This window comes from Pseudomonas syringae (assembly GCF_002157375.1).
GTDB lineage: Bacteria > Pseudomonadota > Gammaproteobacteria > Pseudomonadales > Pseudomonadaceae > Aquipseudomonas > Aquipseudomonas syringae_T.
Genome location: NZ_MTSA01000004.1, coordinates 214696 through 230617 on the forward strand (window position 1 = coordinate 214696; position 15922 = coordinate 230617).

Genomic DNA, 15922 nt, shown 5'->3' on the forward strand with positions numbered 1-15922 from the left:
AACACCATGCCCACGACATCGGACACCCGCTATCAATACCGCCCTGTAACAGCTGCCGACATTCCGGCAGCGCATGCCCTTTCGGTTCATCTCAAATGGCCGCACCGCGAAGAAGACTGGGCAATGGTGCAACGCACCTCGGAAGGGTTTGTCGCCGAGTGCGACGGGCAACTGGTGGGGGTCGCCTTCACGTGCCATCAGGGCGACTGGTCTTCGATCGGCCTGGTCATCGTCAGCGACGAGCATCAAGGCAAGGGGATGGGTCGCCGCCTGATGAATCTGTGTCTGGAGGCCACAGCGCCGCGTACGCCGATCCTCAATGCGACGGAACTGGGCGCACCGCTCTATCAAAGCCTTGGCTTCGTGGAGTACGCGCGGATTCAGCAGCACCAAGGCATTCCTCACCTCCCTGAGCGGGCAACCTTGAGCGCCGGTCTGCAGATCCGCACGTTGGCGCCTGCCGATCACCCGGCGCTGATCCGGCTGGCCAACGCCGGCAGCGGCCTGGACCGACGCGTGGTGCTGACCGATCTGCTGCGTGACGCCGAGCAGTCGGCCGGTATCGAGCATGACGGTGAACTGCAAGGCATCGCCCTGCTTAGGCGCTTCGGGCGCGGGCATATCATCGGCCCGGTGGTTGCGCAAAATGTCGAACAGGCTCAACAGTTGATTGCTCACCTGCTGCGGCAGATACCCGGCCAGTTTGTGCGCTTTGACATTCTGGCCGACTGCGGGCTGGCCTCGTGGCTGGAAAGCCTGGGGTTGCCCTGTGTCGACCGGGCACCGCGCATGGTGCTGGGCACGCCGCCGCCGATCAGCCCGGACGTGCAGCAGTTTACGCTGGTGACTCAGGCCATCGGCTGAAATCAGCGCGGATGGCGGGTCGGAACAGGTCCGCAAGGTCAGCGCGCTGCATACAGCAGATTATTCTTTGCAGCCCGGCAGATCAGCGCTTTTCATTCAGACCGCTTTGTTAGCTTATTGATATCAAATCACTATTGCTCCAGGGAGCCCGCTGGATGACCACTCAGCCCTTGAACAGCCATCACGTCGATCCGGACACCTCGCAGAAATTCTACATCGACGGCCATTGGTGCGCCCCGCTCAGCCCGGCCAGCATTCCGGTGGTCAACCCGGCCACCGAAAACGTCGTGGCGCACGTCGCCAGTGGCTCCGCCGCCGATGTCGACCGCGCGGTGGCAGCGGCACGTGCAGCCTTTGCCGGCTGGTCCGCCACTGCGCCTGAAGCGCGAGCGCAGGTCATTGGCCGCATTCATGAACTGATCATCGAGCGCAAGGAAGCACTGGCGCAGGCGATTTCGCTGGAAATGGGCGCCTCCATCAGCTCGGCCCGCGCCATGCAGGTGCCGCTGGCAGCCGAACACGTGCGGGTCGCCCGCGACGTGCTGGCGACTTATCGCTTCAGGACGGTGGAAGGCTGCACGGCCATCGAACGTGAACCCATCGGCGTCTGCGGGCTGATCACGCCGTGGAACTGGCCGCTGTATCAAATCACCGCCAAAGTCGCCCCGGCCATTGCCGCCGGCTGCACTGTAGTGCTCAAGCCCAGCGAACTGTCACCGTTGAGCGCCTTGCTGTTCGCGCAACTGGTGCATGACGCCGGCCTGCCGCCAGGGGTCTTCAACCTGGTCAACGGCAGCGGCCCGGAGGTCGGCGGCGCGATGGCGGCGCACCCTGATATCGACATGATTTCGATCACCGGTTCGAACCGGGCAGGCGCACTGGTTGCGCAGGCGGCCGCCCCGACCGTCAAGCGGGTCACTCAGGAGCTGGGCGGTAAATCCCCGAACATCCTGTTGCCCGACGCTGATTTTGCCAAGGCCGTACCGCCTGGCGTGATGGCTGCCTTTCGTAACGTCGGCCAGTCGTGCAGCGCCCCGACGCGGATGATCGTACCGAGAAACCGTCTGGCAGAAGTCGAGGCGCTGGCTGCCGAGACGGCCGGGGCGATCATCGTCGGCGATCCGCAATCGGAGCACACGGTGCTGGGGCCTATTGCCAACGAGGCGCAGTTTCATCGTGTGCAGGCGATGATCGACGCGGGCGTCAGCGAGGGCGCAAAACTGGTCTGCGGCGGGCCGGGCCGTGTGCAGGGCCATGAGCAGGGTTTCTTCACTCGACCGACGGTGTTTTCCGAGGTGGATTCCTCGATGCGCATCGCCCGGGAAGAGATTTTCGGCCCGGTGTTGTGCCTGATTGCCTACGACACGATCGATGAAGCGGTGGCGATTGCCAACGACACGGTTTATGGGCTGGGCGCGCACGTCCAGGGCCAGGACCTTGAACAGGCCCGCTCGGTCGCCTCACGCATCCGCGCCGGCCAGGTCCACCTGAACTACCCCGCCTGGAACCCGATGGCCCCCTTCGGCGGCTACAAACGCTCGGGCAATGGCCGTGAGTATGGCGTGCATGGTTTCGAGGAGTACCTGGAAATCAAGGCGATTGTGGGGTTTGGTGAGGTTGGCTGATGCGCTTAAGCACCACGCTCATCTTTGTACACACGTTTCAGTGAGTCCGAAAAACGTTGCTAAAAGAAAGCATTAGCAGGCTGGACATGACCCCAAGTGGGAGTGAGCTTGCTCACGAAAGCGATAGTCCAGCCACCCCGCTTACAGTCCAAGACACCCTTTGACTCTCGTGCCGACGCTCTGCGTCGGCATGCCGTTCGTGACGCTCCGCGTCACACAGCGGTTTTGCGATGTCAGTGATGTTTGTTTACGGCTCAAGGCACCTTTTCGCCCCTCGGCGAGTTACTTTGATGGGGCCAAAGTAACCAAAGCCCTTGGCTCCGTTTCCGGCCCGACTTCGTCGGGTTCCTTCGCCCTGACACTGATCCGGGGGTCGCCGCAACGGGCCATCCTTGGCCCGGTGCGGCTTGCTCGGCGTCCTGCCTCGCATCCCCCGGATCAGCGCCAGGACTCAGCCGTCACTTACGTCGCACTCTGCGTCGCCAGTGCCATCGCGGTAGAAAAGCCTGTGATGGCATTGATTGCAGGCACGGCATGACGTCTTGTCGCATCGGCACGAGAGTCCGTGAGAATCAGTTCGACGTGCATGAGAAACTCGGGCAAAAAAATGCCAGGCACCTGGCCTGGCATTGATCATCACGCAAGCAACCGTCAGAACGGCAGTTTCATGCCTGGTGGCAGTTGCATACCGGCGGTCATGGACGCGGTCTTGTCCTGGCTGGCCTGTTCGATCTTGCGCACGGCGTCATTGACAGCGGCGGCGATCAGGTCTTCCAGCACTTCCTTGTCTTCCTGCATCAGGCTGTCATCCAGATTGATGCGCTTGACGTCGTGACGACCGGTCATCACCACGCTTACCAGGCCTGCGCCCGATTGACCGGTGACTTCCGCGTTAGCCAGTTCTTCCTGCATCTTGGCCATTTTTTCCTGCATTTGCTGCGCCTGCTTCATCAGGCCAGCCATGCCACCTTTCATCATGGGATATCTCCTCGAAAATGGATGGTTCGTTTGCACGGCGCCAAGGGCGCCAAGTCTTCAGTTATTGAGTCTGCACCGCAGGCGGGTCCACAGGCTTGATCGTATCTTCCCGGATCACCGCGCCAAACTGTTGCAGCATCTGCTGGATGTACGGGTCGGCCTGGATCGAGGCCTCAGCCTGGCGCTGACGTTCGGCACGCAAGCGTGAAGCGGCCTGGGCAGGGGTTTCCTGCTCGGGCTTGATCAGCTCGATACTCAGATTGATCGTGCGCCCATGATACTGGTTCAACGCATCGTTCAGACGGCGCTGTTGCGTCGAGTTGAACAAGGCACTGTGCGCCGGGTCCAGGTGCAATAACCAGTCATCGCCATTGACCGCCATCAGCGTGCAGTTGGCAGCAATGCTGCCGGTCATGCCGGAAATTGGCAACTTCGGAAACACCTCCAGCCACTCGGCCGCAAGACCGGTGGCCGGCATGGCCGCCGGTTCTGGCTCAGGCTCGACCGCTTCGAGTTCAACGACGCTGTCATGCGCCAGCTCATCAAGGTAGCTGTAGGACGCCGGATCGATATCAACGTCCGGCTCGACGTAATCGTCGTCCGCCGGCGGTTCGTCATCACGGTCCATCGGTCCGGCGTCTGTGGACGCAGAAAGGTAGGCCGAATCCGGAATGGCTTCATGCATCGTTGGCGCAGCCTGCTCTTCGGCAACCGATGGCGACGGCTCGGTCTCCGGCGCATCCGGCACCGGGCTGGCGGGCGCAGGGGTCGGCATCGGCGTGAGGTCTGGCTGCTCGGACACCGTCTCCAGAACCGGCTCGGCCACCGGCTCTGCCAAGGCCTCGGGGACATTTTCGACGGCCTGACCGGCAACCGGCGCCTTGGGTTCATCCCACGGCAGGTCGAGGTCTTCGACCGGCTTGGCTTTCGGTTCAGGCTCGGGTTCAGGCTGTGCCACGGGCGCGAGCGGAACGGCGGCCGCTTTTACCGGAACGGCGGCAGGCGGCAGGGCTTCGAAAGCAGGGTCGGGAGCGGCCATGACAGGCGCCACCGGAGCCGCCGATGCAACAGGTGTCGCATCAGCCACTGGTTGGCGGGAATCAACCGTGGCCTGGCTGATCCCCACTGGCTTTAGCGGTTGCCTGGGCGCGTCTTCGCTGTCGGCCGGACGAAACGCCAGCATCCGCAACAGCACCATCTCGAAACCGCCACGCGGGTCCGGGGCCAGCGGCAGGTCACGACGACCGATCAGGCCCATCTGGTAATAGAACTGCACATCTTCTGCGGGCAGTGCCTGCGCCAGGGCCAGTACCCGGTCACGGTCGCCATGACCGTTATCGACACCTTCCGGCAGCGCCTGGGCAATTGCCACGCGGTGCAGCACGTTGAGTATTTCCGACAGCACGCCGCTCCAGTCAGGCCCCTGCTCGGCCAGATGCCGTACGGCCTCCAGCACACCACGCGCATCACCTTCGAGCAACGCGGTCAGCACATCGAAAACCTGGCCGTGATCCAGCGTACCGAGCATGGCGCGCACATCGGCGGCCATGACCTTGCCCTCGCCGAAGGCAATCGCCTGATCGGTGAGGCTCATCGCATCGCGCATCGAACCGTCGGCGGCGCGGCCAAGCAGCCACAGTGCGTCGTCTTCGAACGGCACGTTCTCGACACCCAGCACGTGGGTCAGGTGTTCAACGACGCGTTCGGGCGTCATGTTCTTCAGAGAGAACTGCAGGCAACGCGACAGAATGGTCGCCGGCAGCTTTTGCGGATCGGTGGTGGCGAGGATGAACTTGACGTAGGGCGGCGGCTCTTCAAGCGTCTTGAGCAAGGCGTTGAACGAGTGGCTCGACAGCATGTGAACTTCGTCGATCAGGTAGACCTTGAAACGCCCGCGACTTGGCGCGTACTGCACGTTGTCCAGCAGCTCGCGGGTGTCTTCGACCTTGGTGCGGCTGGCGGCGTCGATCTCGATCAAGTCGACAAAGCGGCCTTCGTCAATCTCCTTGCACACCGAGCAGGTGCCACAAGGTGTCGAGGTAATACCGGTTTCACAGTTCAGGCATTTGGCGATGATCCGCGCAATGGTAGTCTTGCCCACGCCCCGCGTGCCGGTGAACAGGTAGGCATGGTGCAGGCGCTGGCTGTCCAGTGCGTTGATCAGGGCCTTCAACACATGAGCCTGGCCGACCATTTCGCGGAACGAGCGCGGACGCCATTTACGTGCAAGAACCTGATAACTCATTGAAAACCGTCGCAACTGGTAAGCGGAAGACCGCCAATGCTAGCCGAGCAGGGGCAAAATTGCATCCGGTGTCCGTCTGTATTGTGGCTAAGCTGGCTAAATGAATGAATTGAAGCGTTGTATCCGGGCGTTTGCACGGTCTCTGCCTGCGCGAGGAATCGCGACGGGCCTGTTGTTTTTAATCGCGCAGGCCAGCCACGCGGGGCAGCCGCCGTTGCGGTTTGCGGTCAATGAAGGCTGGACCATGCCGATGATTCACCTCGTCGACCACCAGCCCGACGCCGGCATTCTGTTCGATATCACGCAGAGTCTCGCTCACCAGGTGGGCAGAGAAGCCGAATACCACGTCATGCCACGCCTGCGTATTCAGGCTGCGCTTGAGCACGGCGAGGTGGACATCCATTGCTACAGCGCGCAAGCGTGGTACCCGGACCTGTCCGGCGACTATCTATGGAGCCTGCCGATCCTCTATCAGCGCGACTGGCTGGTCGCTTCGGCCGAGACCGCTGCCGGCCCCTACCCCGAGCAGTTCGACAATGAAACCGTCGGCACCGTGCTGGGCTACAACTACCCGGCCCTGCAGCACCTTTTCGACAGTCACCGGCTGAACCGCGAAGACGCACGCACGCAAAACCAGACCCTCGGCAAGCTGATCGCCGGGCGTTACAACTACGCCGTGACCAATCAGTTGATCCTTGAATGGACCAATCGCAGCCTGCCTGCCGCGAAAAAGCTCAAACCGATTGCACTGGTTGCCGAACAGCCCGCAGCCTGCCTGATCCGCAATAACCCGGAACTGCCGGTGAACAAGGTGCTGCGCACACTGGTTAAGATGAGGATGTCGGGAGAGATCACGCAAATCATCGACCGCTACACCGTACCGACCACGCCTTGATGAACCCTGCCGCTCTGTAGCAATGCCGTCACATTTCCTCGCTACGCTCGCCTGAAATCTTTAGTAACAAACTAACCAGCGCGAGTATTGGGCGATGAGCGATAGACCGGACGACGAAGACACCAACGAAAACCCCAGCCGCCGTCGTTTTCTCGGCGGAATGGCAGCCTTGGGCGCGGGTGTCACGCTCAGTGGTTATGTATCCGCCCATGAAAAACCGCCACTGCCACCGGAAGGCGAACGGCATCACCTCGCCGGCCCTGCGCTGGACCGGGCGTTGCGCGAAAACGTCAAGACCGTGGTCGTGATCTACGCCGAAAACCGCAGCTTCAATAACCTCTTCGGGGACTTTCCGGGGGTGCAGAAACCGCTTTCCTCGGTCAGGCCCGCCGATTACCTGCAACGTGACCGCGACGGCACCCTGCTGGACAAGCTGCCGCCTGCCTGGGGCGGCGTTCTGCAGGTCGGCCCGCAAACCGTTGACGGCGTGACCTACCCGGTGGGCGTGCAGTTTCAGGAAAACCTGCCCAACGCGCCCTTCCCGCTCAAAGGCCCGAACGCTGAAGACCTGCCGTTGAGCCTGGTGACACGCGATCTGTGGCACGTCTTCTACCAGAACCAGATGCAGATCAACGACGGCAAGAATGACCGTTTCGTTGCCTGGGCCGACTCCGGCGGACTGACCATGGGCAACTATGCGCAGACGCAATATTCCCTGCGCCTGTGGGACGTCGCCAAGGAATTCGTGCTGTGCGACAACTTCTTCCAGGGCGCCTTCGGCGGTTCGTTTCTCAATCACCAGTACCTGGTTTCCGCCACAGCGCCGATTTACCCGAACGCTGCTGAATCGCCGGCCAAATCGCAGATTGCCACCCTGCAAAGCTTCAACCCCCACGACACCCGCCTGAAACCGCTGGACAAATCACCTGCCAGCGCAATGGAAGGCCCGCCGCAGTTCGGCCCCAGCGCGATTACCCCGGACAACTACGCGGTCAATACAATGGCCCCGCCTTACTGGCCGACCTGGTTGCGCGATCCGCAAAATCCCGACTACTCCAAACCGGACCTGGCCAACGTACTGGTCCCGCAGAGCCACGAACACATTGGCGATAAGCTGTCGAAGAGGAATGTCGACTGGGCCTGGTACGCTGGCGCGTGGCAAGTGACGCTGGACGAATTCAAGGACTCCACCGGCATTCCGAAAATCCCTAACTTTCAGTACCACCACCAACCGTTCAACTACTTCAAGCAGCAAGGGCCGCAGAACCCGACAGAGCGTAAAAAACGCCTGCGCGACGGCGGACTGGGCGACGAGTCGAGCACCAACCGTTTCCTGGCCGATGCCGAAGCGGGCAAGCTGCCTGCGGTGACTTTCTATAAGCCGCAGGGCAACCTGAACATGCACGCCGGTTACGCGGACGTGGCGTCAGGCGATCGGCACATCGACCGGGTCATCAAGGTGCTGCGCAAAAGCCCGCAGTGGGACAACATGGTGATTGTCGTGACGGTTGACGAGAACGGCGGCTGGTGGGACCACGTCGCGCCTCCCAAAGGCGACCGGTTCGGCCCCGGCACGCGTATTCCGGCGCTGGTCATTTCACCTTTCGCGCGCAAAGGAAAGGTCGACCACACGGTTTACGACACCGCCTCGATCCTGCGCCTGATCACGCGTGTCCACGGTCTGGAGAAACTCGACGGCCTGAAACGCCGTGATGAGGCCATGATTGCGCGCGGCCAGACGCCCATGGGCGACCTGACCAACGCGCTGCACTTCCCCGCCTGATACCGCCTCACGCGTTCGCGTCGGCAGCCTCCAGTGCTGTCGGCCGCGAGGTCTTTACGGGTGGCAGGGACGCCACATACACCGTGCGGGACGGGAACGCGAAGCGCACATCCATCTCGGCGAAGGCTTCCATGATCTCCAGATTGATGGCCTGCTGCACATCCATGTAGACGTTGTAGCTGGGGTCGAGCACGATGAAAACGGTCTCGAACTCCAGCGACGTCTCACCAAAACCGCGAAAGTGCGAGCGATCAAAACGCGCCAGCTTCTGCGCGTTGATGATCTCTTCGACTTTTTTCGGCACCTCACGCACCTGATCGACAGAGCAGTCATAGGTCAGCCTGAAGTCGAAGACGATGCGCCGCTCCTGCAAACGTTTGTAGTTCTGGATGGTGTTGCTGATCATGTCCGCATTCGCCATCACGATCTGTTCACCGCCCAGGCTGCGAATGCGTGTGGTCTTCAGCCCGATGTGCTCCACCGTACCCGCCAGTTCCCCGACGACGATGAAGTCGCCGATCTCGAACGGCTTGTCCACCGCAATGGACAACGATGCGAACACATCGCCCAGAATGTTCTGCACCGCCAGCGCCACGGCGATGCCGCCCACGCCGAGGCTGGCCACAAACGCCGTGATGTTGACTCCGACATTCGACAGCATCGCCATGACCACGGTGGCCCACAGCAGCACTTTCGCGCCCCACAGGCTCAAGGTTGCCAAGGCACTGCCCTGAAAGGTCCCGGTTGTGTTGTGGCGAACGAAGTAACGTTGCAACGCCAGCGCCAAGGCCCGATTCGCCCACAGCCCGACCTGCAGCGCAGCGACCACGAACCACAGGCTGCTGACACGGCCAAGCCAGCGTTCAGGCAAATCGAGCATGCCGACCCCGATCAGAATCGAAGCCAGCAACAACAAGGTATTACTGGTGCCCGACAACACCTGCACAACGATGTAGCTCATGTGCGTGCCCGGCGCGGCGGATCGCGTGCGCATCTTCCTCAGCACAAAGCCAATGACACCCCGGACCAGCAAGAAGCTGACGGTCGAGGCGATAATCGCCAGCACCCAGTTGGCGAGCGAAATGCCCAGAAATTGCGAGTCTGTGAAAAATCTGATGATGTCCTGTTCCATCCGGCCCCCGGCTCCATTGCTGCGAGACGCCTGACCGAAAAGCCTTTGACACCCGCAGCGACCTGAATTGCCCCTTGCCGTAAAACGGTTTCAAGCGACGCGTAAGGGGTTAGGTGGTGTGTGGGCGTGAGGGTTCAGTTTGATTGGCTGTTGATCGAGCAACAGAAAACGCGGCACGAGCGCGCGTGTTGAAAATGAAGACTATTCGAGGGGTAACAGCGTCGAGGACCGACTGAAGATTCGTTAAGGTGGTGCCCCCACCAGCCACACCCCGGCACACAATGTTCCCGCTGTGGCTGCTGCCTTCCGGCTCTGACCAGGTTCACGGGTAATCGTTGCGGGGGGACCGATGGGGTCACCATAACGACGCTCGCCAGTGGCGAGCCGCGCCATTGTACCGGTCTGGCGCGACTTTACAACCGTTGCCCTGGATAAAAATTTCGATAGGGCTCAAGCACTTGTGTGCAGGGGCTGAAACGGGAATTCACGTTCGCCGGCGGCGCGGTAAATCCTCGAAATGCCCCGTGCCTGTCATGTACTCTGCCCGCTTCAGTTATAAGCCAGCAGGTTGCTCATGCAAACTCGATTAGTCGGCTACGAAGAGCTCACCCCAACCCAGTGCCAGCAACTGGAACAGCTGGAGGTCACGCAGGAACAGATACAGTTCTCCGGCGACATTTACACCGCACTCAATACCCTACTGGTCAATCCCAATCCGGACGTGCGGGGTTTCGTGCTTCTGGCGGATGAAAAGCCGGTGGGGTTTTTCCTGCTTAAACGGGGTGACTGCCTGCCGCACTGGGCTCAGGAAGACCTGACTGCCACGCTGCATGCGTTGCAGATCGATCACCGCGAGCAAGGCAAAGGGCTGGGCAAGGCGTGCCTGCAAGCGTTACCCGCTGCGCTCAAGCTGAAATGGCCGGACATCCAGCAATTGATGCTGTCAGTGGACGCCGACAACAGTGCAGCCATCGGGCTTTATGTGGGTCAGGGCTGGGTGGACACCGGTGAGGCGTATCGCGGCCGGATCGGTTTTGAACGCAGGCTGACGCTGAAGCTCTGGCACCGCGCTCGAACAAGCGCCCGACCACCATTGGTCAGGCGCTACGTCCATTACTGAGCCAGCAGGACCTCGTCGGCCTTGCCGCCTGCATCCTGAATCACCAGATGGATGAAGTGCAGTTTGGCAATGACCGCGGGCGGCAGGACAAACGGGTAGAAATCCGGCTGGCCCATGCTGCGTGACAGTTCGTTGAGCATGCTGGCCAGCTCGATCCAGGCATTGACGAACGAGAGGAACGCCGGACCACCCGGATGCTGTGGATCGTACAGCACGTCCAGCGGGAATGGCTGGTAATCCAGCTCCATGTCGCGGGCGCTCATGCCAAAACCCAGCGCGGTGTCGACCGCATCCATCATGTGCAGGTAGTGAGCCCAGGTTTCGGCCCAGTCTTCCCACGGGTGCATGGTGGCGTAGGCACTGACGAAGCTCTCTTGCCAGTTGTCCGGGGCACCCTGTTTGTAATGATGGTCGAGCGCATCGGCGTAGCTGGCACGCTCGTCGCCGAACAGGCTGCGGCAGCCGTCCTGCCAACGGGTATTGGCGATCAGCCGGTCCCAATAGTAATGGCCGACTTCATGACGGAAATGGCCAAGCAAGGTTCGGTAAGGTTCGTGCATCTGCACGCGCATCGCTTCGCGGTGTGCGTCGTCGGCTTCTTCGATGTTCAGGGTGATCAGGCCGTTGGCGTGGCCGGTGGTCGGTAGCTTGCCTTCCAGATCAACGCCGACGAAGTCGAAGGCCAGACCGGTTTCTTCATCAACGGTCTTGGGGATGACGTGCAGCCCCAGGGAAATCAGCTGCGCAACCAGACGGCGTTTAGCGGTCTCGACCTTGCGCCAGCGCTCGCCATTTTCAGCAATGGACAGGTCGGGAATGGTGCGATTGAGGCTGCAAGCGACACAGAATTCACCTGCGTTATGCTCCGGGAACAGCCAGTTACAGGCTGCCGGGGTATCGAGGTTGGCGCAACGCCGATACAGACCGGCGCCGGGTTCATCGCTCAAACGCCAGACAGCGGGTACAGGCCCGGCTTCAAGCGTGGCAACGCGCCCCTGCTCAGGCAGATAACCCAGCGCTGCAGAACACGCGAGGCATTGTGAATTGGGGAAAAACACCGACTGGCTACAGGTGCATTGCCAGACCTTGTTGTTACGTTTGGATTCGCCGACAAATGGGGCGGTAATGCGTGAGCTCAATTGCTCGAAAAAGCGATACATGGCGTTCTCCCGTTGACCTTGCATGGACTAGATCATGCCGGAGGCTCAGGGGTTCAAAATATTCGTGGGCGGCGTTTTTATGGGCTAAAACAGTGCATCAGAAGGGTGTGACGCAGAGCGTCACGAAGGGCATTCCCACGCTGGAGCGTGAGGAACGAGAGCCGTCCGAAAGAACACCGCCAGACGCGCCGCAGATGGGTGACGCAGAGCGTCACGAAGGGCATTCCCACGCTGGAGCGTGAGGAACGAGAGCCGTCCGAAAGAACACCGCCAGACGCGCCGCAGATGGGTGGCGCAGAGCGTCACGAAGGGCATTCCCACGCTGGAGCGTGAGGACGAAAGAACACCGTCAGACGCGCCGCAGATGGGTGACGCAGCGCGTCACGAAAGGCATTCCCACGCTAGAGCGTGAGGAACGAGGGACGCCCGAAAGAACTCTCGTGCCCATGCTCCGCGTGGGCATGCCTTTCCGGACGCTCTGCGTCTGACCTCTGAATGTGCGGCACCGCAAATCTCCGGCCTTTCTCAATCGACAGCCACACCCAGCTCGGTCAGACGCTTGAGCAGCGTGTCTTCGTCCAGTACGGTCAGGCCCAACTCATTGGCCTTGGTCAGTTTCGAGCCCGCGCCAGGGCCTGCGACCACGGTGTGGGTCTTGGCCGACACCGAGCCGGAGACCTTGGCGCCCAGGCTTTCGAGCTTTTCCTTGGCGATGTCGCGGCTCATGCGCTCCAGCGAGCCTGTCAGCACCCAGGTCTGTCCGGCCAGCGGCAAGCCTTCGACGGTCTTCTTCTCACTGCGCCAGTGCATGCCGAAGTCCTTGAGCTGGGCTTCGATGGCGCGGGCGCGCTCGGCGTTTGCGCTGACGTCAAAGAAGTCGCGGACCGACTTGGCCTGTTTCTCCGGCAGCGCCTGACGCATGTCGAGCCAGTCAGCGCTGATGATCGCTTCCAGCGTGCCGAACCGGTCCGCCAGCTTCAGCGCAGCGCCCGGGCCTACCGAAGGAATGTGCAGCTTGTCGATCAGCCCGTCCAGCGTGGTGCTGGCCGCAAACTCGGCCCCCAGCTCGCCCTGATCCTGAAGTTGCAGACCGCACTCGCCCAACAGCGCGTCGATGACCTTGCGGTTGTGCTCGTCCTCGAAAAAGCTGTGAATCTCGTGAGCGACCTCCAGACCGACGTCCGGCAGGTACGTCAGGACTTCAGGCAGCGCCTGCTTGACGCGGTCCAGCGACGCCAGCGAGCGCGCCAGTACCTTGGCGGTCTCTTCGCCGACATCAGGGATACCCAACGCATAGATAAAACGCGACAGGGTCGGCTGCCGGCTGTCGGCAATCGCTTTGAGCAGCTTATTGCTGGAGATGTCGGCGAAGCCTTCCAGGTCAATGATCTGTTCGTATTTCAGCTTGTACAGGTCGGCAGGCGAGCCGATGAGTTTTTCATCGACCAGTTGCTCGATGGTCTTGTCGCCCAGACCTTCGATGTCCATCGCACGACGCGACACGTAGTGAATGATCGCCTGCTTCAGTTGCGCGCCACAGGCCAGACGCCCGACGCAGCGGTACACCGCGCCTTCGCTGATGGTTTCCTTGCCCTTGCTGCGCTTGACCAGTTGGGTGCGCTCGACCTGCGAGCCGCACACCGGGCAGGTCTGCGGGACTTCGACCGGCTTCGCGCTCTCGGGGCGACGCTCGACCACGACCTGCACCACCTGTGGAATCACGTCACCGGCACGGCGGATGACCACCGTGTCGCCGATCATCAACCCCAACCGCGCGACCTCATCCATGTTGTGCAGCGTGGCATTGGCGACCATGACGCCGGCCACCTTGACCGGCTTAAGGCGTGCGACAGGCGTCACCGCGCCGGTGCGGCCCACTTGAAACTCGACATCCAGCAGTTCGGTCAGCTCTTCCATGGCCGGAAATTTATGAGCAATTGCCCAACGTGGCTCACGAGCCCGAAAGCCCAGTTCGCGCTGGGCAGCCAGGTCATTGACCTTGAACACCACGCCATCGATCTCGTAGCTCAGCGACAAGCGTCGCTCGCCGATGTCACGGTAATAGGTCAGGCACTCTTCGACACCGTCTGCCAGTTTCAGCTCGCGACTGACCGGCATGCCCCATTGCTTGAGTGCGTTCAGCACACCGATGTGGGTGTCGGCGATGTCTGCTGACGTCTGGCCGAGGCCATAGCAACAGAATTCCAGCGGGCGGTTGGCGGTGATCTTCGAGTCCAGCTGCCGCAGGCTGCCCGCCGCCGCGTTGCGCGGGTTGGCGAAGGTCTTGCCACCGACCTCAAGCTGGCTGGCGTTGAGCCGTTCGAAACCGGCCTTGGACATGAACACTTCGCCACGTACTTCCAGCACCTCCGGCCAGCCCTTGCCTTGCAGCTTGAGCGGGATGTTGCGCACCGTGCGCACGTTTACGCTGATGTCTTCACCGGTGGTGCCGTCGCCGCGTGTCGCGCCGCGCACCAGCGCACCGTCGCGATACAGCAGGCTGACCGCCAGACCGTCGAGTTTAGGCTCGCAGCTGTACTGAACCTTGCCGCCCGCGCCGAACAGATCGCCGGCAGGCAAGTCCAGCCCCTCGCTGACGCGGCGGTCGAATTCGCGCAGGTCGTTTTCTTCGAAAGCGTTGCCCAGGCTGAGCATCGGCATTTCGTGACGTACCTGAGTGAACGCCGACAAGGCGGCACTGCCGACTCGCTGGGTCGGCGAATCCGGCGTGACCAGATGCGGGTTTTCCGCCTCAAGGGCCTTGAGTTCATGAAACAGGCGGTCGTACTCGGCATCCGGGATGCTGGGCTCATCCAGAACGTGATAGAGGTAGTTGTGCTGATCCAGCTCTGCACGCAATTCGAGGATGCGGGTTTCGACGGCCTTCATACGGGTGTTCTCTCAAAAAGCAAAAAAGCAGCCGAGGCTGCTCATCTGTTGGTTCTGTTCTGTTTCAACCCCGTCCCGGGTCAAGGCGTACCGAAGCGCGCTCTTGATCCGGGACCGGAGCAATGACGCTTAGCCGCGACGCTGAGTCAGCGCACGGCGCTCGAACTCAACGATGCGCTGGCGGTAATGCTCGATGGTCTGCGCAGTCATGACGCTGCGCTGATCATCCTTCAATTCACCATCCAGTTCGTGGGCCAGCTTGCGGGCTGCGGCAACCATCACATCGAAAGCCTGCTTCGGGTGACGCGGGCCTGGCAGGCCAAGGAAGAAGCTCACCGCACGGGTGCTGAAATGGTCGATATCGTCCAGATCGAACACGCCGGGCTTGACCGCGTTGGCCATCGAGAACAGCACTTCACCGTTGCCGGCCATGCTTTCGTGGCGATGAAAAATGTCCATCTCGCCGAAGCGCAGGCCGCTTTCCAGAATGTTCTGCAGCAACGCCGGGCCTTTGAAGCCGCCTTCGCTGCGCGAGATCACGCTGATCACCAGTACTTCTTCAACCGGTGGCAGGTCCTTGTCTTCCGTAATGCGCTGGGCCGGCTTGTCATCCGGGAAATCGTCGTCGCGTGCCGAAAACAGGCCGGGACTGTCCAGGTCCAGATTCAGGTCGCCCTGCTGTGGCTCGTCCTTGCGCTTTTTCTCGCCGCTGCGTTTTTCGGCGCGCTTGTTGTCACGCGGGCTGGCGCTCATCGACGGCAGGTCATGCTCGTCCAGTTGCGGTTCCTTGTGGGTGTCCAGGACACGGGGAGGCCCCAACACTTCAGCCGACGTGGGCTCTTCTTCATCCGGTAGATTGGAGAAGCTTCGATCCAGCCTGAATTTCAATTTGCCCTTGCTGCCGCGCATACGGCGCCAGCCATCAAAAAGAATACCGGCAATGACTATTATGCCGATGACGATCAGCCACTCGCGCAGACCGATTTCCATGTAATCCAGTGCCTCTAATGAAGAAATCTGAAAATAAGGGCCTAAACCCCTTTAATACGTGGTGCCAAGTCCATGTTCTGACTGGCATTTTGCCCACGCCGAAATAAAAAAGTGGTCACTAAACTAGCACGACCAAAGGTAACTTTACACCGTCCGTTACGTCTCTTTGCTGCACAAAGTGCCATCTACCGCACAACCGCTGCATTTTCCGGCTTTTTAACCGGGTTTCCCCTGCCGTTGC

The 15922-nt window shown here is 61.1% G+C and carries 11 protein-coding genes and 1 other RNA gene; 5 read left to right on the forward strand and 7 right to left on the reverse strand.

Features of this window, described 5'->3' with window-relative positions:
* Positions 1–6: 6 nt before the first annotated feature.
* Positions 7–864, forward strand: a complete 858-nt coding sequence (locus tag BW686_RS06345) for a GNAT family N-acetyltransferase (protein WP_084915644.1) — start codon at positions 7–9, stop codon at positions 862–864.
* Between the two features lie 155 nt (positions 865–1019).
* Positions 1020–2489 (forward strand): aldehyde dehydrogenase family protein, encoded by a 1470-nt coding sequence (locus tag BW686_RS06350; RefSeq protein ID WP_084915505.1) that lies wholly within the window; start codon positions 1020–1022, stop codon positions 2487–2489.
* Between the two features lie 651 nt (positions 2490–3140).
* Here BW686_RS06350 and BW686_RS06360 read toward each other — a convergent pair.
* Together BW686_RS06360 and dnaX are read right to left on the reverse strand one after the other, a co-directional pair.
* Complete coding sequence (locus tag BW686_RS06360; RefSeq protein WP_002552818.1) at positions 3141–3467, reverse strand: YbaB/EbfC family nucleoid-associated protein; 327 nt, start codon at positions 3465–3467, stop codon at positions 3141–3143.
* Positions 3468–3528: 61 nt separating this feature from the next.
* Entirely contained in the window at positions 3529–5712 is a 2184-nt protein-coding gene (dnaX, locus tag BW686_RS06365) for a DNA polymerase III subunit gamma/tau (protein ID WP_084915506.1), read from the reverse strand.
* Between the two features lie 100 nt (positions 5713–5812).
* Here dnaX and BW686_RS06370 point away from each other — a divergent pair, with 100 nt between their 5' ends.
* Positions 5813–6607 carry a substrate-binding periplasmic protein gene (locus BW686_RS06370; RefSeq protein ID WP_084915507.1) on the forward strand — a complete coding sequence of 265 codons (795 nt, stop codon included), beginning with the start codon at positions 5813–5815 and terminating at the stop codon, positions 6605–6607.
* Positions 6608–6701: 94 nt separating this feature from the next.
* Positions 6702–8390 carry an acid phosphatase gene (gene acpA, locus BW686_RS06375; RefSeq protein ID WP_084915508.1) on the forward strand — a complete coding sequence of 563 codons (1689 nt, stop codon included), beginning with the start codon at positions 6702–6704 and terminating at the stop codon, positions 8388–8390.
* Positions 8391–8397: 7 nt separating this feature from the next.
* On the opposite strand, the gene BW686_RS06380 is transcribed toward acpA, so the two are convergent.
* A complete protein-coding gene (locus BW686_RS06380; protein WP_084915509.1) occupies positions 8398–9522 on the reverse strand; it encodes a mechanosensitive ion channel family protein in 1125 nt (374 codons plus the stop codon).
* A 255-nt stretch (positions 9523–9777) separates the two neighbouring features.
* Positions 9778–9874, reverse strand: an RNA gene (gene ffs / locus BW686_RS06385) — signal recognition particle sRNA small type.
* A 222-nt stretch (positions 9875–10096) separates the two neighbouring features.
* On the opposite strand from ffs, the gene BW686_RS06390 reads away from it, so the two are divergent.
* A complete protein-coding gene (locus tag BW686_RS06390) occupies positions 10097–10642 on the forward strand; it encodes a GNAT family N-acetyltransferase (RefSeq protein WP_084915510.1) in 546 nt (181 codons plus the stop codon).
* Here BW686_RS06390 and BW686_RS06395 read toward each other — a convergent pair.
* The 3 genes from BW686_RS06395 to zipA form a co-directional block, all read right to left on the reverse strand.
* Positions 10636–11802 (reverse strand): zinc-binding metallopeptidase family protein, encoded by a 1167-nt coding sequence (locus tag BW686_RS06395; RefSeq protein ID WP_084915645.1) that lies wholly within the window; start codon positions 11800–11802, stop codon positions 10636–10638. The genes BW686_RS06390 and BW686_RS06395 overlap by 7 nt on opposite strands.
* Positions 11803–12327: 525 nt before the next feature.
* Complete coding sequence (ligA, locus tag BW686_RS06405; RefSeq protein ID WP_084915511.1) at positions 12328–14691, reverse strand: NAD-dependent DNA ligase LigA; 2364 nt, start codon at positions 14689–14691, stop codon at positions 12328–12330.
* Between the two features lie 129 nt (positions 14692–14820).
* Entirely contained in the window at positions 14821–15681 is an 861-nt protein-coding gene (gene zipA, locus BW686_RS06410; protein WP_084915512.1) for a cell division protein ZipA, read from the reverse strand.
* Positions 15682–15922 lie beyond the last annotated feature (241 nt).